The organism is Mesobacillus foraminis (assembly GCF_004340465.1).
GTDB classification, from domain to species: domain Bacteria; phylum Bacillota; class Bacilli; order Bacillales; family Cytobacillaceae; genus Mesobacillus_B; species Mesobacillus_B foraminis.
In genome coordinates, this window is sequence record NZ_SLVV01000014.1 from 28,600 (window position 1) to 45,378 (window position 16,779).

Sequence of the window (16,779 nt, forward strand, 5' to 3'; positions counted from 1 at the left end):
AATTTTTCCCGAAAATCAAACCTAACTCAGGTAAAAAAATGATAAATTTTTGATGAAAATGCCAAACCCTTAATAAACAAACCATCTAAATAATCGCTCGTGAAACAAGGAAAATAACCTCATGTTAAAGAACAAACGGTGCAGCAATCAAAAGGGAGTACATTCTAGGGAAGATTGGAAGGTTGAATATGGGTCCATTGTATTTGTCATTAAATGAGGCAGGCTTGATGGTTAAGGGGCATACAGGACTGGAGGAGGCCGATTTCATACTTCTAGAAACCTACGAGAATGGAAGAACACATTCAGTCGATGTGAAAACATTTGAAACTCTCTTCGGGGGGGCAGAGAGGAATCCGACCTATGAAAGCTTGTCGGGAACTCATACATTTAAATTAGGAGATACGAAATATACGATGACTGCTGATGAAATGGGTTATCAAAAGTATTTCGACCAATGGAAGGAGCAAGGACTGTTTAAGTTTTAATCAACTTCCTGGTGCATTTGGGATTTAAAATTATGATTTGCCTCTGCGGTGCATTTTCCTGCTTCATTGCCGTGGCTTTGGTTTTCATCGACCTAATGAAGGCCATTTTCCTGCTTCGTTGCCGTGATTTTGGTCTTCATCGACCTTATGAAGGCCATTTTCCTGCTTCGTTTCCGTGGTTTTGGTCTTCATCGACCTTATGAGTACCTTTATTTTTAGGACCAATTCGGTCAATATGAATTAAGGGAAAAGAAATGGAAGGTAGAATTGGTGAGTGGACTATTGCTTCCAAGCGATGTGTGACTACGTTTGTAAAATACTATTCAAAATCCATACAGGCTTTTTTTACTGATAGAGTTTGAACTTGATCACGCATATTAAGTTGCCTAAAGAGGGAAGCGGTAAGGCTGCCGAAGACATACTTATTATGAGGGAAATTTCTGGTGAGATAATGGATAAGTCAGTAAAAAGGTAAGCCTAATTTATAATCCTTTAATTAATCTCGTATATCCAATTTCTACATGTAAGCGGGAAGTCTTCAAATATTTGCGAACACCGCTTCTTTTGTTCGCTCCGCTCTAGTAAAATGAATAAAACTGGACTGTAATTTGTTAATAAGGGCAGGGGGCGGGGCAGTTGGTTTTTCGAGAAAACCCGAATAATGCTAGTACTCAAAGAGATAAAGCGAAAAGGATTTTATTGCTTGTGGTGACTGCCGTGTTTGTCATTAATACTGTCAGTTTAGGGTGGGGATTACTTACTGTTAAGGAACCAAAAGAAATTCTTGACAAGAACAAACAAATAGAAACCATTACCAAAACAGTAGAAAAAACGGTAGATAATAAAAGAGAGATTACAACAGAAAAAAGCACTAAAGAAAGCGAAGGTAATCCGAAAAATCTGGTTGAAGTATTAGGTGGGTTGTTGGAGAACCCAGGGAAAGTCGGAGTTTGGTCCTTTCATTTACTTGTATACTTTATCACCTTCGTTTTGTATCTTTTCGTTTTAATCACAATAAAGGGTGTTAGCGATTTTAACTTTTTAGGTTTTGGGATGAAATCGGAACAAACGTCGATCACTGAAAATCAAATGATTGTCAATCAAAGAACGAAACTTGATATTTTAAAGCACTGGATCACACTGGGTAACCAAAAAAGGTATTCTGGCAGTGTGGAAGACAAGACCCTCTTAGGTTATTTAACTGTAATGTTTGAACAAATGCAGGCAACCTATCACGAACAGTTCGGATCGTTTTTTGATGTTGAAATTCTCACCAGGGAACAAATAAAAAAATCGAACTATCCCCGCATCATTAAAAGATCTCTTGAGGCGATCAATGATGTCGGCTGCGGAATCTTTATAGGGAAAGAAGAGAATTTGCCTTTTCATAAAAATTACTTAATCTATAAAGTGGAAGGGCTCGATGAGGATGGTACAATAGAATATATCATTGTGCTGCAGAGTTATGAGTATGGATTTGATGAAAATGACAAGATTGTGATTGCAGCATTAAGTTCGATTGCTGCAACTGTTCATAAATTGTTTGTACAATCTTCAGCGATGTTAGAATTTAATGAGATGCTCGTCGAACGAGAAAATGAGATAAGGGTTTTAAAAGAAACGTCTGCTGGAAAGAAACAGTAGTAAAAATAATAGAAGAGGGAAGAGATTACTATAAGGAGGGATTCCAGATGGACAAAATTGGAGGAGACAAAGAGCGCGTGGTAGGAGGAGCGAATGTAAAATCACTTCTCAAAGATGCTGAAGAATTCGTCAAAACTAGCCCAGTACCATCAGAGGCCATTAGATATAGAAGAGGAAAAATCCCAGTTAGCAGGCCAAAGAACAATAACAGATTTACTATTTTTAGATAAAATAAACACCGCCATGCAGTTTGTTGCCTAAAGGGGTTCGGGATGCCCATGCCGAACCCTATTTATTGTTATGATTACTCTTCTCTAGATGCTGTACAGATCACCCCCGGTTTGCAAAAGTGAAGCTCCGGTCAGAAAAACGGTCTCCACAAACGATCTTAATAAAAAAGACTGGAGGGCATCCCGATTTCGTCAAGATTTTCTCCAGTTTGGACTGTTCCATTAACGGCTGTTCTTTTAGACGTCTTTATTCTTCGTATTGGATTTCTTTAAGCCGGGATATTTAATAAGTTCAGGCTTGGCGTCAACAAACTCTTTTGCATCTTTAAGTAAATGCTTCATTATTTTATCTTTATTGTTGTGTTTTTTACTGCCCATTTTAATTTCTTCCTCTCGTGCTCTCCCTTTTATATATTAGTATTCATTATTTACAAAATAAGTACTACCTATAATCAGGTTTTGACGGTGTACAATTTAATAGTGTTCCTTTTAGATGGCCGTAGACTCAAGGTTTCAAGCGAGGAAATATTGCTTGTACACATGGTTACACGCCTAAGATCTAGTCGAGTCTCCATGGGAATGAGTGCATGCCCCACTTGTCAATGATGTATATGAATTGCCAATGGCGTTGGGAGTGGATCGAGATTTGCGATTAACAGAGGAATGGCTATGCATGTGAAACTGTTTGTTTCCTTCACTATAGAAAATATCCGTGATTTGATTAAGTAAAATCCCTCCCATTTAAAAGGGAATAAAAAGAGCTATTTTCCTTTAGAAGCTAAGGTGTCAGCCAGCAAAGCTTGTACAGTAAGGCTGAAGGGAAATGTGCCTATTTTAACCGTAATATAATTTGGCAGGTAAGCTGGATTTACAGGAGGGCATGAACCGTATATAGTAAGGAAGGATCTTATAATCTAGTATAAAAGCAGGAGAAACAGTATGAAAAAGTTTGGAATCATTATTGGATCGCTCGTGATCCTTCTCGCCATGGCGTACGTGCTGGTGGGCAACTACTTTTATAATTTTGCTCTAAATGCAGATCGAGAGAAAGAGTTTTTGGAAGATAATCCTCATTTGGAGGAGAGCGAGGCGGTTCTTGCGTCTGTTGCAAAGGAAGGGGAACAAAAGGATGCAGCTTTTAAAAAAGAGCATCAGCCTTCCCAAATCTCCGTCGTTTCGAACGATGAGCATCAATACAAATTAAATGCGAATGTCTATGAAAACGACTCCTCTGAACATAAATGGGCAATCGTGGTCCATGGCTACAGCGGCAACGCTTCCTCGATGACAAGATATGTCCGGAATTTCTATGAAAAAGGCTATCATGTTCTGGCTCCTGACCTGCGCGGACACGGCGATAGCGAAGGGGACTATATCGGAATGGGCTGGCATGACCGGAAAGATATGCTCTTATGGATCGATGAGATCATCGAAAAGGATCCAAAAGCAGAAATTGCGTTATTCGGTGTCTCTATGGGCGGGGCAACAGTGATGATGACAGCTGGGGAGGAGAACTTGCCATCAAACGTCAAGGTGATTGTGGAAGATTGCGGCTATGCTGCCGTCAGTGATGTGTTCATCTATCAATTGGATGATCTCTTCGGACTGCCGGAATTCCCTGTGATGCAGGCGGCCAATACCATTACCAGCCTTCGTGCAGGGTATGACCTGTACGAAGCCAGCGCGGTGGAACAGGTAGCCAAAAGCAGAGCGCCAATCATGTTCATCCATGGGGACGCAGACACATTCGTCCCATTTGAAATGCTGGACAAAGTCTATAAGGCAGCAAACGTAGAGAAGGAAAAACTCATCATTCCAAAAGCGGGTCACGGGGAAGCCGAAAAAGTGGCTCCGGACACTTATTGGAATGGTGTATGGAGTTTCGTCGGGAAGTATTTGGATTGATATCTGGAAAGGAATGATGGTCGGTTTTATGATCGAAGTCATTCCTTTTTTAGATTCTTGCACATTTACTGGACCCAAGGCATGACAAGAGAGAAGATTTACATAATAATATTATGTAAACAAAGTGTAAAAATAAAAAAAAAGGAACAAAAAAACGCCACTCACTTTTCGTCTTATTGCGAAATTAGTCCATTAAGGCTCTGGAGGACCCTTTTTGTTTTGATTCACTAAAGATGATTCGTGTTCAATTCAAGACAGATGAGCAGAACATACGATCACAAAAAGCCATCGAACGAATTGGCGGAGTAAAAGAAGGGATTCTAAGAAACCATATGATCCGAGAAGATGGAACGTATCGTCATTCCGTTTTCTACAGCATAATCGACAGTGAGTGGGTGTCAGTAAAAAGTCGCCTGGAAAACACAATCTACATATCGAAGTAAAGGATTCGGCAGACAATCAGCCGGATTTTTTTAATCGCGTCATACGTGTGAGATAAAAAATTTTAAATCACCCTGTCCTTTTCCGGCTTTTCTTTATATATAAAGGGTGAGAAGACTATGACGAGGTGAAGGATATGTGTGGCTGGGTGAAATTGTATCGGGATGTATTGGAGACGGAGCTTTGGAGGGAAGTGGTTCTTTTTCGGCTGTTCTTGCTGCTATTGATGCAGGCTTCGCGGGAAGATGGCCGAAGTGTGAATGGCATACAGCTGAAACGAGGGCAGTACATCAGGGCGTATTCTAAACTTGCGGAGGACCTTGGCTACCGGGAAGGCAGAGGAGAAAAGCAATACAGCAAAAGCGCTGGTAAAAAAAGGCCTGATTGCGACGGAAGAAACGAGCGTCGGAACGCTTTTTACGCTTACAAAATATGAAGAAGGACAAACCGGCGGCTTCAATGATTTTTTTTACCCTTCTGTTCGCGGAACGGTGGCAGAACGAAGAGAAAACGAGGGTGAAACGAATCCGGTACAAAATCAAGAAAGAGAGAAGAAGGCAGAGATGGAAAAGAAGGAAAAGAAGGATGATTCCATCCAGGCCCTTCCAAAAGGCCAAAAGGAGGATGCGAAAAAGGATGGCAGGATTTTCACATTAACTCAAAAGTTCGTCGACCTGCGCAGCCGGGGTCCGGCACTATCGGCCAAGGATCAAAATGCATTGGAAAGAGTGGCCGCACTCGAGATTCCTTTAGACCAGCTCCTGGCGTGGATGGAGGAAATCCAGAACCATTACGGTGTGCAGCCGATCCTCAGTATGAAATACTATCATGCTGCTATCTTAACGAGAATGAAGGACGCTCGCACGGACGCTGGCAGGAAAGCAGAATCCTTAAAGGAGCGGATGGCCCGGCTTGAAAAGCAAGGTAACCTGATGCAGGGAGGGAAGGTTTAGTGGGCACGGATGAAGTCTGCGAAATAGTGGCCAAGGTACAGGCAATCTACCCACAGTTCAAAATCAATGACGAAATGCTGGTCATCTGGATGAATATGTTTCGTGATATGGACTTTGACCTGGTAATGCAAAAGCTGCTGGTTCATATGGCGAAAAGCCCATTTCCCCCGGCGATTGCGGACATTGCGGCCTTTGCCGATAAAGGGAATCACTTTCTTGAGAAAAACATGAGTTGGGAGCTGGAAGGACGTGAACGGATTGAACGGGACAAGAAATGCGGCCGGAGAAAACCACAGCCGCCATGGCTATCCATACCAGTCACACCATGATCTGCTTGAAGCAGAAAACATGGTGCTAGGCGCAATTTTTTTGGAACCTGAAACGATTTATGAACTGATTTTAGAACCCTGTCATTTCTCCAGCAAAAAGAATCAGGTGATCTTTCATGCGATGGCTGAGCTTCGGGATAAAGCTCAGCCGATTGACCCTGTTACGATGCTGGAGCAGCTTGGGAGCCAGATTGAAAACATTGGCGGGATGAGCTATCTCACAAGTCTGGCGGTGTCCTGCCCGACAACGGAGCATGTGGAGGATTACCAGCGAATCGTGCTTGAACAATATAAAATCCGCGAACTGAAGCGGGCTGCTGCGGGGTTCCTGAACAAAGGGAGCTTGGAGGAAGCAGAAAACTTTTACCAGACTTTCATCTCGATGCAGGGAGTTGGACGTGTGGCAGAAGGGACCAAAACCGGCGTACTTATGGATATCTTCGATGAGATGTATGAAGACCGTGGGTGCTTGCAGGGAATCGATACCGGTTTTTCCACCATGAACAGGATGACCGGTGGCTGGAACAAAGGCGATTTGATCATCCTTGCCGCAAGGCCGTCGATGGGTAAAACCGCCTTTGCCTTGAACCTGGCAATCAATTGCTGCAAGAAAGGCGGAGTGGTGGATATCTTTTCGCTGGAAATGCCGGATAAGCAGCTGGTCAAACGGATTCTTAGCAGCCTGACCAGGATTGACGGTGCCAAGTGGCGGAATCCATATCGTCTGTTTAATGAGGATGATCAAAATAAAGCCAATATGGCTTTTGATATTTACCATAAGTGGAACGTCCAGATTCATGACCAGTCCAGGCAGACCGTCTCCGACCTTCGCGCCCAAATTCAAAAGACACGGAGAGAATTTCCCGAGGGAGAGTATCTCGTGACCATCGATTATCTCCAGTTGATTGCGACAACCGGAAAGTACGACCGCCATGACCTCGCCATTGCAAGCATTACGAAGGAATTGAAACAGATTGCCAGGCAATACCAGGTGCCGATCATCCTCTTGTCCCAGCTTTCCAGGGGAGTGGAACAAAGAATGGACAAGCGGCCGCGGATGTCCGACCTCCGGGACTCGGGAAGCATCGAGCAGGATGCTGACGTTATCATGCTTTTATATAGGGAGGAATATTACGATAATGATAGTAAAGGCAATAACTTGATTGAAATTGATATTGCCAAGCAGCGGAACGGCCCCGTCGGAAGCGTCAAGCTGTTTTTTGAAAAAGAGGTTGGGACGTTTGTTGATGTTATGGGGTAACAGGGAATTATTATGGGATATGCCAAAACTAAACAGGACGTTATTTCCAGAAACTGGCTCGTTAATAGAAAAAAAGTGATTGGGTGCCAAACACAAAAGCAAGGTTGCTCCGGCGGCCTTTTTCTTTTGAGCAAGCATGAAGTTTTAACCAATGACTTATAGTAATTATTGAGAATTAAACTGTAGAGAGGTTTGAACCTTCGAAAAAATAAAATGGGTCACGGTATGGGCATATGGATTGGCAAGTTCAATAAATTCTTCTGCCTTTGCAAAAGTATCAAAATGCATTTTAAGCATATAACAGGCGTTTCCCGCAATTCGGTAACAAAATTCCACATTCGGCAATCGTTCAATAAATTTTCTAAAAGAGTTATAATCCCCATTTTTAACTGTAGCCTCAATGATGCACTGGATTGGAAGTCCTATCTTTGTGTAATCAACCTCCATTGTATACTTCTTAATGATCCCCAATGACTCCATGCGTCTTACCCGCTCGGTTACAGATGGAGAAGATAAATTAATTCTTCTGCCAAGCTCGCTCATCGATAATCGGCTGTTTTCGATTAATTCATCGAGTATTTTCCTATCAATGGAATCTGTTTTCATATTTAAAGATAACCTCCTATATTTCATTAAAAAGTGAAAGAGTTATTCGAAAATGGGTTTTGTATTTAATGGGAAACGAAAAATGAATTCGATATGATAATAATACAAGGGGGTAATAAAGGATGGCAAGAATTAGTGATTCACAGCACGGATCCACACCTTTCCAAAAACTTTTAGGTCATAACAAAGCGATTATGACTTCGTGGAATCAACTGGGAGAAGAACTGGGGAAAGACGGGAAGCTTTCGGCCCATTTAAAAGAACAAGTAAGGAGAGCACTGGCGCAAAATAATGGATGTCAATATTGTAAAGCAAAGGGTAAACCCGAACCTCATCTCTTCGATGAAAAAATGGCCATTGCCTTAGGATTTACGGATGTATTTATTAAACAAAAAGGAGACATGCCGGATGCTGCCTTTCATGTATTGAAAGAGCATTTCACTGATGAGGAAATTAGCGAACTTTGTGCATTTCTTACCTTTACTACTGCGTCACAGTATTTTGGTGCTTTGATGAAATTAGAAGCCTAAAGTACATTTATTTTACGAAAGGGTGCCGGAGCAAGGATGTTACATCTTTTCTCTACTCTTAAAGCTTGGTTCAAACTTTGTTATAGGCGCAAGAAGGACCTTCGCACAGTGAGGGTCCTTTTATGCTGCTTGTTAAATGAGAGCGCACGTTTGTTTAAGTACAGTATTTAACAATATAGATAGAAAAAAAGTTCAGAAAAGGTACACTGATGTATACATAAAAGCGAACCAAGAATTGTAGAGTTCGCTAAACGGACTTACAAAGGCGGTATTCCAAACGGGAATAAAATTGGAGATATGAAGATTAATCCTAATTGCAAAATATGGATAAGAGATAAGACTAGTGAAATCATGCTCCGGATGAGTAACTTTTTATCATCTCTCTTATCTAACGTTATTCCAATTACCCTCATAATAAACGCTACCACAAGAAAAGGGATAAGATATTAGACCCAAGTTGTATTTTAAAAATATATGTTTAAATCCTCTCCCTGCAGGGTATAAATAATTGGTTAATGAGTTTCCAATTAAAAAAATCATTTTAACGTTAAATTTTTGATTTACATGGTTAATACTTAATTCAGAGGAGTAAACATAATGAAAACCATCTATAATCTAAGCCAGGAAATAAAGGATTTTATTGAAGAGAATGATCAAGAATTTGAGGATAGTTTACTTGCAGAAGCAGTAAATGTCTCATCGAAGATCTCGGATATATTAGAAAAAGGAAATATCGATTTATTGAGAAATGCAAGAAGGTTGATTTTTTATGTGATGGATCAAAAAGAAGAAGAATTAAAATCTTTCGCTGAAATAGAAGGAATTGCCTGGGCGGAACACGCCTTAACGCTTGAGTTGAAATTAGAGTGGGTGCAAGCCATTAGAAGAACGTTATGGCAATTTGTAAGTACTCTTGACGAGACGAAGATTATTACGCAAGATCGTAATGATTTTTATGCATTGGAAAAAAAGATTAATGATAAGATTGACCAGTTCCTTAACGGTTTTTTTATTAGCTATTCGAAATATAAAGATGCGATGTTCTTAAAACAGAGAGAGATAGTGGAGCATTTGTCCGTTCCAATTATTCCTGTAAGCGAACATGTTTCTGTTTTGCCTCTAATTGGTTCAATAGACTCTTTTAGGATTGAAATCATCGAGGAAAAAGTATTGAATGATATAGGTGATTCTAGAATTCAAACACTGGTTATAGACCTTTCAGGTATAGCCATGATGGAAAAGGATGTCATTGACCATTTTGAAAAAATCTTGGCTGGGGTTTCTATGATGGGATGTAAGGCAATCCTAACGGGACTTCGACCGGACCTTGTTAGAAAAATGGTGCACGCTGGAATCCGATTTGAAAAAAATGCAGAAACTAAAGGAACACTCCAAGAAACCTTAAAAAAATACCTTTAGAGATGGATGACCGTTAAAGCGGTCTAATTTTATTTAATAGTAATAAACGGCTATATCCGAATTTAGCCGTTTTCTTTTACCCAAAAATGGGGTCAAAAAATATAGGGGCTTCGTATAATTGTTTAATTTTTACAATTAATGGACACAATCTGAACAGGAGCAAGGTTACGCTAACCCCATCACAGAGCACTGTACATAAACCTTGCTCCTTTTTACCTTAAATAAATGTCATCCTGCTATTCTTATCTCCATTTTCTATTACTCCTAGAATTCCATAGCCTTCTTATCATTCGCGTTGATAACAAAGAATGCATCATCCTTTCGATCAAGTATTGCATTTTCCATAGCAATTGGAAAACCACGTGCATGGTAAAACTGTAAAACGTTCCTTCGTCTCCAAGGATGATATGGCCCCTTTTGCCATTATTTTAGCTAAAGTTTCCGCATCAGTACATGTGATAAGTACCTTGTTGTTTTTAGTTAATTAGTTATGATTGTAAAAAATACATCAAATGTACTTAAAGAGGTAAAAATACATTTACGACATTCTTTAATTGGAATTGGAGATTTTTATGAATAAAAAAATGGTGGCTTCTTTAAGTATGTTATTGCTCCCTTGGTTAACAGTTCCTTTTTTGGGGAAATCGTTCTTCCGTTTTTTACCTGCAGCAACTTTCGTTAATTTATTCATAACTGTATTAAGTGTCATTGCTAATCGAAAAAAATGGTATATACAAGAATCCTTTATTTCCTAATGTGCCCATCGATTTTACCTATATTTTAGGTCCTCACTTTGTAGCAACTCTTTGGATATTTAAACTAACATACGGTTCATTTCTAAAATATTTAATTGCAAACATAGTGTTTGATTGGATTAATGCTTTTCCTTTTGCTGGCATGTGGAAAAGGATGGGGTTTTTTAAATTCAAAAAAATGTCTCCTAGTATGTACTGGTGTATAACTGTATTTTTAGCAATCGTAATATATGGATATCAGTACACTGTAGAAAAAGTGGTCAGGAATGTAAAAGCATCAAGATATTGATGGTATTGCATTCCTTAAAGGACTCCATTTAATCCTTTATACAGCAAAAGACACCCCAGGAGGATGCCCTTTTGGTGACTTACTATTAGGGAATATCTACAAAGGGAAAAAATCACAGTTAACATATGAGACTATTGACCTGCATAAAAATGACCACTATAATGAAATAAAGGAAAATAATGATAAAATTTTATATTAAATACATATCATGTCAGGGCAAATTCATTGAAAGATGAAGACGCAAAACTATAGGGACTAAAGTCGCGAGACAATGTCAGCCAGTTACCAATATGCATTTTCCAAATCAATGGACTAATCTATGTTGGGTTGGTCTATTTTTTATTGGAAAGAAATAGAGAAGCTTTTTTGTGAAGGCGGGAGTAAACAAATGAAGCTGACAGGAATCATTTTATTAGCAGTGGTCGTTGTTCTTCAGGTTGGCATAATAATCCGGCAGTTAAAATGGAAGAGAAACTTTAAAACGATTTTTAATCTAATAGAAAGTTCAAAAGATGTCGTTTATCACTATGAGCTGTCAAAAATGAAATTTAAATATATTAGCCCTTCCATTGAAACGTTTCTTGGCAAAGGGGTCATTGAGGAAGCGATAGTAAATCCTAAAGCACCATTTGAAAGGGTTCACCCTGATGATCATGAAATATTAATGAAAAAGATAAAAGGTGACCTTGATTATTCACAGACCCATATACAGCGATGGAAGGATACCAGCGGAAACTACAGGTGGTTTGAAGAATATTCAACACCTATTTATGAAAATGGGCAGCTGGTCGCCATTCAGGGAATTATGAGGAATATCGACGAAAAGGTAAAGTTACAGGAGGAGTTGGAATACAGGATTCATCATGATCCCTTGACGGATATTTATAATCGGGCATATTTTGAGAAGAAATTTCAGGAGCTCAATATCGCCAATGTTCCTGCCGCCTTAATCGTCTGCGACTTGGACGATCTTAAATATGTAAATGACCATTTTGGCCATAAAGCCGGAGACGAACGAATAAAAGATTTTGCGAAGCTTCTGGATCAGCATGCTTCAGATTCGATTACTGTGGCCAGAATCGGAGGGGACGAATTTATCTTAGTGGTAACGGATCATTCTGAACATCAAGTAAGTCAATTGTTAGTCGATTTGCACAGGGAAATAGCGCTGTTTAACTCGACTCACCCAAAAGCTTCAATGAAGATGTCTGTTGGTTACAGCTATACCACCAATTCAGCAGGACAAATGGATCGGTTATTCTCCCAGGCCGACCAAAACATGTATATGGATAAAGTGACCAAGAAAAGTCGCATTATTGACGAATTGATCGTATGAAAATCAAGCAATTACAATCAAAACCAACTGCATAGGTGTAAGCCCAGTCTGTAACAGAAGTTTGCTTCAAATACAATCCGGCTATTTAAATGGCCGGATTTTTTGCCCGTTTCGCTTAAAAAGAGGAATACGAGAGGACAGCACATCTTATCTATCCTTTACAGTGGAGATTAGCTAAAATAGCAAAGTGACGTTGAAGGCGACACAAACAGTACAATAATAGATTAATAGAATAAGGAGTATATATGGCAGACTTTTTATGGACAATTTATTTGGGGCTGCTCGCTACGGCATCCCTTGCTTTTTTAATAAAAGGTAAATATAAGACGAAACTTAGCAAAATTGATTTTGTTGTATCCATCATTCCATGGATAGGACTGTTCGGGTACGTTACGGAAACAGCGATTCTAAATCCTGCAGCCTGGAAAATCATAGGAGTGGCAGCCTTTGTGTGGGATTTAACGTTCACCATGCTCCTCAAGGGTTATGAAGGGGAAGAGATCCTGGACGAGATGCCTGTACTGGCAAGAAGAATCTGGATGCTGGCCACATTTGCCGTCATGGTGGGACCTTTGTATTACGGGTTATTCAGATATGCTTTTGGGTGAACTGATGGAGCAGTGAGAGGGTACAGGGCAGCTTTTATGCACAGTTTTTTTATGCCGAGTGCAACCTCTGTTTGCTTACTTCGAGAATCACCTGGATGAATCCTGTATTGTGATTTTCATCATATAAAATTTGGGGGTGCGTCTTCCTTGCAGGATGAACGCACCTTTTTGTTGAATTTATGGAACAAACACAGGTTTGCTTCTAACCATTAGCAGAAGCCTGAATGCGGGGAGTGGGATCAAAGTGGAGAGACCCGAACATATATATGTGCAGTCACAACGTCTGATTTTAAGACAATTTTCACACGAGGATGTCGATGCCTTTTATATGTACCGTTGTAGTCCAAACGTAGCTAAATTTCAGTCTTGGGAGGATTATCAATATCATCAAGCGGAGTCATTTGTTCAAAGGCAGTCTAAGTTCAAGCCGGATCAGCCTGGAACTTGGTTTCAGTTTGCGATTGCGTTTGCACATACGAATGAATTAATTGGGGATTGCGCACTTCATACCCTGCTGGATGAACCCCGTATTGTTGAAATAGGCTTCACCCTGGCCGAGGAGCACCAGGGACAGGGCTATGCAAGTGAGGCGGTTAGCGGGTTGTTGAAGTATATTTTTACAGTTCTCAACAAGCACAAAGTGATTGCTCTTACGGATGTTAGAAATGAAAAATCCATCACTCTTCTCGAACGACTCGGCATGAGGAGAGAAGGTCATTTCCTGGAAAACTACATGTCAAAGGGGCAGTGGGTGGATGAGTATCAATATTCGATTCTGCAGTCGGAATGGAAGAACCGGAGTAAACAGACTGCCAACTCACCCAATTGAGAAATGTGCAGGCGGGTGTGTCACATCCCTATTTAATTTATGTAGCAATGGGGATGCAAATATCACAGGGAGGCATCCTAAAAACCCATGGAAAGGTTTTGCATAACGGTGATTAGTACCAATGTGCAGTTTAAAATCTCCCGGATATGCATGAAAAGAACAACCGTTTCATTGTAGGACGGCGCATGCTATAATAAGTAGCTTAGGATTAATGGCATTTACTTAGAAAAAGCAGATGCCAAAAAAGGGCTTTTCCTTGCGATAAAAAATAGAGGTGTTTGATGATGAATAAAAAGTGGACAATTGGGAAAATTAAAGAATTTGTGGAGAAAAATTCGGACAGTAAGCTTCTAACGACGGAATATCACGGTTTTTCTCAAAAGCTGCAATTTCAATGTTCTTGTGGCAGTAATTTCGAGAAAACTTTTACGAAATTTAAAAATAATCACCAGCGTAAATGCGATGCGTGCCAGCCGCCAAAGGAGTCACGCTAAGCCTGTAATCTATAACTGTTTGCTGATTGCTTTGTTATAAAACGGTGTTTAAAAGCAAAAGGCTGAATGAACGTATTCAAAGGGTATTAAAATCACCTTGTCCTCTTGTCCTGGCAGAGGTGAGGTGTTTTTTTATGAGAGAACAGGAATAAAAGCTAATTTGATAGTCAAATAAAACTAATAAGATTGAAAATACATACGTAAGAAAAGGGATGGAAGATGACGTTACAGCAACTGAAATATGTGATTGAAGTAGCCAGAAGCAGGTCGATTAACAAAGCAGCACAGAAGCTGTTTATTAGTCAGCCAAGTCTGTCAAACGCACTGAAAGAGCTCGAGGAGGAAATAGGGATCACGATTTTCTTCCGTACCAATAAGGGAATTCTGATTACTCCCGAAGGATCGGAGTTTTTAGGGTACGCGAGGCAGGTCGTTGAACAGGCAGAACTCCTGGAAAATCGCTATACCGATACAAGGTCCCCGCAGCAAAATTTCTCTGTATCTGCCCAGCACTATGCCTTTGCGGTGAGTGCCTTTGTACGACTGTTGAAAGAATATGACAGGGAGGAATATGAGTTCAGTTTACGAGAAACAAAGACCTATGAAATTATTGATGATGTGACAAACTTGCGCAGTGAAATTGGAATACTGTACGTGAATGATTTTAATAAAAACGTCATTCATAAATTTCTGCGGGAAGGCAATTTAAGTTTCCATGAGCTATTTGAGGCAAAGCCGCATGTCTTTATCTCATCCCAAAACCCGCTGGCAAAAAAGGACTATGTAACCTTGCCGGACCTGGATCCTTATCCGTATCTGTCCTATGAGCAGGGAGATTATAATTCTTTCTACTTTTCGGAGGAGATACTCAGCACACTGTCCAGGCCGAAGAATATCCGGGTGAGTGACCGGGCTACCTTGTTTAACTTGCTGATCGGGTTAAATGGCTATACGATTTCAACTGGTGTCATTAGTCATAAATTAAACAGTAAAGATATTATTGCTGTTCCTTTAAAGGTAGATGAAGTGATCAATGTTGGCTATATTACTCATAAAAATGTCACAACCAGCCCGCTGGCCAAGATCTACATTCAGTATTTAAAAGAAACGATTCTGGAAGAACTACAGTAGTTATAGTCTAAAGTTATAACAAGAGATAGATTTTATGTGTTACGTTATAATAATTTTCCTGTGCTACACTTACGTTAACATCAAATCAAGATAATAAATCATAGAGAAAGCAGGAGATTAGTTATGACACAAACACTCGTTAAAGCTCCATTCAGAGCGGACCATGTAGGAAGTTTATTACGTCCTGAAAGAATACATAATGCCAGAAAGGATTTCCAGGAAGGCAAAATTACAGCGCAAGAGCTGCACACAATTGAAACAGAAGAAATTAAGAACATCGTAGACAAGCAAATTGAAGTCGGACTGCAGGCTGTAACAGATGGAGAATTCCGCCGCAGATTCTGGCATACCGATTTTCTTGAGCATTTAAACGGTGTCGAGGGCTATGTTCCCAATCATGGTTTTGCCTTTAAAGGGGAAGAAACGGAACGATACGATGTGCGCGTGATCGGCAAAATTTCGTTTAACCAAGACCACCCGCATATCAAGGACTTTATCGAATTTAAAGAAATCGTCGGGGACCGCGCTGTTGCAAAACAAACGATTCCAAGTCCAAACCAATTATTCAATGCAGGCATTCGCAACCAGGATATCTATCCGGACATTGAAGAATATACAAAGGATGTTATCGCTGCATACCGTGATGCGATCAAAGCCTTCTATGATGCAGGCTGCCGTTACTTGCAGCTGGACGATGTCTATATTGCTGGCCTAAATGCACCGGAAATTCCATTCAATGACAGCGGCTATTCTCGTGAAGAATTAATCGACCTGGCATTGCGTGTCATAAATGGGGTTCTGGAAGATAAGCCGGAAGATCTAGTGGTCACTACCCATCTTTGCCGCGGAAACTACCGTTCAAAATGGGCATTCGAAGGCAGCTATGCTAAAATTGCCCCAACATTATTCGCAAAGGAAAAAGTCAACGGATTTTTCCTTGAGTACGATGATGACCGTTCAGGCGATTTCGGGCCACTCGAATACATTCCAAATGGCGGCCCGCAAGTCGTGCTGGGTGTGTTCACTTCAAAACACGGCCAATTGGAAGATAAGGAAAATATCAAAGCACGTGTACAAGAAGCAACAAAATACGTGCCATTAGAGCAGTTATGCATCAGTCCACAATGCGGATTTGCTTCAACTCATCACGGAAATATCCTGACCGAGGAAGAGCAATGGGCTAAGCTGAAGTACATCGTTGATATTTCTAAGGAGATTTGGGGATAAGTTTTACCAGTGCTTTATGGTAAAAATCTGCGTAATAAGACAGGTTATCTATAGATTTTAGTTGATGACCCCGGTGTTGGTGCCGGGGTTATTTATTATGCCTGCTGCCAGGGTGATACCGCGTGGGTATTATCTTCACCAGCTTTATGAAGACAACTTTTCTTGTAATTTTTGTTGAAATTGTTCTTCATCGGCGTTATGAAGACCGCTTTTCATGGATTTTCCGTTGACTTTGTTCTTCATCGGCTATATGAAGACTATTTTTCTTGTAACTTCCGTTGAATTCGTTCTTCATCGGCTTCATGAA

General features: G+C 40.3%; 19 protein-coding genes, 1 pseudogene and 1 riboswitch. Of the genes and pseudogenes, 18 read left to right on the forward strand and 2 right to left on the reverse strand.

Features of this window, described 5'->3' with window-relative positions; genetic code table 11:
- The first annotated feature begins 203 nt into the window (after positions 1-203).
- From EV146_RS22700 to EV146_RS22710, 3 genes are all read left to right on the forward strand, one after another.
- Positions 204-485, forward strand: coding sequence for a hypothetical protein (locus EV146_RS22700; protein WP_241994024.1), 282 nt, complete (start codon positions 204-206; stop codon positions 483-485).
- Positions 486-1,121: 636 nt separating this feature from the next.
- Positions 1,122-2,129 carry a hypothetical protein gene (locus tag EV146_RS22705; protein WP_132011027.1) on the forward strand — a complete coding sequence of 336 codons (1,008 nt, stop codon included), beginning with the start codon at positions 1,122-1,124 and terminating at the stop codon, positions 2,127-2,129.
- 47 nt (positions 2,130-2,176) lie between these two features.
- Complete coding sequence (locus EV146_RS22710) at positions 2,177-2,359, forward strand: hypothetical protein (protein WP_132011029.1); 183 nt, start codon at positions 2,177-2,179, stop codon at positions 2,357-2,359.
- Between the two features lie 237 nt (positions 2,360-2,596).
- Here the strand turns inward: EV146_RS22710 and EV146_RS27245 are convergent, their stop codons facing one another.
- A complete protein-coding gene (locus EV146_RS27245) occupies positions 2,597-2,737 on the reverse strand; it encodes a hypothetical protein (protein ID WP_158287178.1) in 141 nt (46 codons plus the stop codon).
- Positions 2,738-3,298: 561 nt separating this feature from the next.
- Between EV146_RS27245 and EV146_RS22715 the strand changes: the two genes are divergently transcribed.
- The 6 genes and pseudogenes from EV146_RS22715 (at position 3,299) to dnaB (ending at position 7,248) form a co-directional block, all read left to right on the forward strand.
- Positions 3,299-4,264: an alpha/beta hydrolase gene (locus EV146_RS22715; RefSeq protein ID WP_132011031.1), complete on the forward strand. Its 966-nt coding sequence runs from the start codon at positions 3,299-3,301 to the stop codon at positions 4,262-4,264.
- 212 nt (positions 4,265-4,476) lie between these two features.
- Positions 4,477-4,707: pseudogene (locus tag EV146_RS22720) on the forward strand (GNAT family N-acetyltransferase); the annotation flags it as partial.
- Positions 4,708-4,843: 136 nt separating this feature from the next.
- Complete coding sequence (locus EV146_RS27250) at positions 4,844-5,011, forward strand: hypothetical protein (protein WP_158287179.1); 168 nt, start codon at positions 4,844-4,846, stop codon at positions 5,009-5,011.
- Positions 5,012-5,013: 2 nt separating this feature from the next.
- Positions 5,014-5,658 (forward strand): hypothetical protein, encoded by a 645-nt coding sequence (locus EV146_RS22725; protein WP_199232711.1) that lies wholly within the window; start codon positions 5,014-5,016, stop codon positions 5,656-5,658.
- Complete coding sequence (locus EV146_RS22730) at positions 5,658-5,987, forward strand: replicative helicase loader/inhibitor (RefSeq protein WP_132011035.1); 330 nt, start codon at positions 5,658-5,660, stop codon at positions 5,985-5,987. Before EV146_RS22725 ends, EV146_RS22730 begins: the two co-directional genes overlap by 1 nt.
- On the forward strand, positions 5,917-7,248 hold the full coding sequence (gene dnaB, locus EV146_RS22735) for a replicative DNA helicase (protein ID WP_241994025.1): 1,332 nt from the start codon (positions 5,917-5,919) through the stop codon (positions 7,246-7,248). The genes EV146_RS22730 and dnaB overlap by 71 nt, the downstream gene beginning before the upstream one ends.
- Positions 7,249-7,413: 165 nt before the next feature.
- On the opposite strand, the gene EV146_RS22740 is transcribed toward dnaB, so the two are convergent.
- Positions 7,414-7,854 (reverse strand): Lrp/AsnC family transcriptional regulator, encoded by a 441-nt coding sequence (locus tag EV146_RS22740; RefSeq protein ID WP_132011037.1) that lies wholly within the window; start codon positions 7,852-7,854, stop codon positions 7,414-7,416.
- Positions 7,855-7,976: 122 nt separating this feature from the next.
- On the opposite strand from EV146_RS22740, the gene EV146_RS22745 reads away from it, so the two are divergent.
- The 9 genes from EV146_RS22745 to EV146_RS22785 all read left to right on the forward strand — a co-directional run bounded on the left by EV146_RS22745 (position 7,977) and on the right by EV146_RS22785 (position 16,472).
- On the forward strand, positions 7,977-8,384 hold the full coding sequence (locus EV146_RS22745) for a carboxymuconolactone decarboxylase family protein (RefSeq protein WP_132011039.1): 408 nt from the start codon (positions 7,977-7,979) through the stop codon (positions 8,382-8,384).
- A gap of 597 nt (positions 8,385-8,981) precedes the next feature.
- Positions 8,982-9,803, forward strand: coding sequence for an STAS domain-containing protein (locus tag EV146_RS22750; protein ID WP_132011041.1), 822 nt, complete (start codon positions 8,982-8,984; stop codon positions 9,801-9,803).
- A 572-nt stretch (positions 9,804-10,375) separates the two neighbouring features.
- Positions 10,376-10,558: a hypothetical protein gene (locus tag EV146_RS22755; RefSeq protein ID WP_132011043.1), complete on the forward strand. Its 183-nt coding sequence runs from the start codon at positions 10,376-10,378 to the stop codon at positions 10,556-10,558.
- 494 nt (positions 10,559-11,052) lie between these two features.
- Positions 11,053-11,137: riboswitch (cyclic di-GMP riboswitch) on the forward strand.
- Between the two features lie 98 nt (positions 11,138-11,235).
- On the forward strand, positions 11,236-12,183 hold the full coding sequence (locus EV146_RS22760) for a sensor domain-containing diguanylate cyclase (protein ID WP_158287180.1): 948 nt from the start codon (positions 11,236-11,238) through the stop codon (positions 12,181-12,183).
- A gap of 245 nt (positions 12,184-12,428) precedes the next feature.
- Positions 12,429-12,791 (forward strand): hypothetical protein, encoded by a 363-nt coding sequence (locus EV146_RS22765; protein ID WP_132011047.1) that lies wholly within the window; start codon positions 12,429-12,431, stop codon positions 12,789-12,791.
- A 268-nt stretch (positions 12,792-13,059) separates the two neighbouring features.
- On the forward strand, positions 13,060-13,620 hold the full coding sequence (locus EV146_RS22770; RefSeq protein WP_422392563.1) for a GNAT family N-acetyltransferase: 561 nt from the start codon (positions 13,060-13,062) through the stop codon (positions 13,618-13,620).
- A gap of 284 nt (positions 13,621-13,904) precedes the next feature.
- On the forward strand, positions 13,905-14,114 hold the full coding sequence (locus tag EV146_RS28020) for a hypothetical protein (protein ID WP_121614004.1): 210 nt from the start codon (positions 13,905-13,907) through the stop codon (positions 14,112-14,114).
- 219 nt (positions 14,115-14,333) lie between these two features.
- The gene (locus EV146_RS22780; protein WP_132011051.1) at positions 14,334-15,245 is read left to right on the forward strand and encodes a LysR family transcriptional regulator; all 912 of its coding nucleotides are present in this window, start codon (positions 14,334-14,336) and stop codon (positions 15,243-15,245) included.
- Positions 15,246-15,368: 123 nt separating this feature from the next.
- Positions 15,369-16,472 carry a 5-methyltetrahydropteroyltriglutamate--homocysteine S-methyltransferase gene (locus EV146_RS22785; RefSeq protein ID WP_132011052.1) on the forward strand — a complete coding sequence of 368 codons (1,104 nt, stop codon included), beginning with the start codon at positions 15,369-15,371 and terminating at the stop codon, positions 16,470-16,472.
- The last annotated feature ends 307 nt before the right edge of the window (positions 16,473-16,779 follow it).

What these genes read in the sequence shown, in the direction of transcription:
- EV146_RS22710 (WP_132011029.1), top strand. Translation starts at nt 2,177, where the DNA reads ATGGACAAAATTGGAGGAGACAAAGAGCGCGTGGTAGGAGGAGCGAAT.
- EV146_RS27245 (WP_158287178.1), bottom strand. Translation starts at nt 2,737, where the DNA reads ATGGGCAGTAAAAAACACAACAATAAAGATAAAATAATGAAGCATTTA.
- EV146_RS22715 (WP_132011031.1), top strand. Translation starts at nt 3,299, where the DNA reads ATGAAAAAGTTTGGAATCATTATTGGATCGCTCGTGATCCTTCTCGCC.
- EV146_RS22740 (WP_132011037.1), bottom strand. Translation starts at nt 7,854, where the DNA reads ATGAAAACAGATTCCATTGATAGGAAAATACTCGATGAATTAATCGAA.
- EV146_RS22745 (WP_132011039.1), top strand. Translation starts at nt 7,977, where the DNA reads ATGGCAAGAATTAGTGATTCACAGCACGGATCCACACCTTTCCAAAAA.
- EV146_RS22750 (WP_132011041.1), top strand. Translation starts at nt 8,982, where the DNA reads ATGAAAACCATCTATAATCTAAGCCAGGAAATAAAGGATTTTATTGAA.
- EV146_RS22755 (WP_132011043.1), top strand. Translation starts at nt 10,376, where the DNA reads ATGAATAAAAAAATGGTGGCTTCTTTAAGTATGTTATTGCTCCCTTGG.
- EV146_RS22760 (WP_158287180.1), top strand. Translation starts at nt 11,236, where the DNA reads ATGAAGCTGACAGGAATCATTTTATTAGCAGTGGTCGTTGTTCTTCAG.
- EV146_RS22765 (WP_132011047.1), top strand. Translation starts at nt 12,429, where the DNA reads ATGGCAGACTTTTTATGGACAATTTATTTGGGGCTGCTCGCTACGGCA.
- EV146_RS28020 (WP_121614004.1), top strand. Translation starts at nt 13,905, where the DNA reads ATGAATAAAAAGTGGACAATTGGGAAAATTAAAGAATTTGTGGAGAAA.
- EV146_RS22780 (WP_132011051.1), top strand. Translation starts at nt 14,334, where the DNA reads ATGACGTTACAGCAACTGAAATATGTGATTGAAGTAGCCAGAAGCAGG.
- EV146_RS22785 (WP_132011052.1), top strand. Translation starts at nt 15,369, where the DNA reads ATGACACAAACACTCGTTAAAGCTCCATTCAGAGCGGACCATGTAGGA.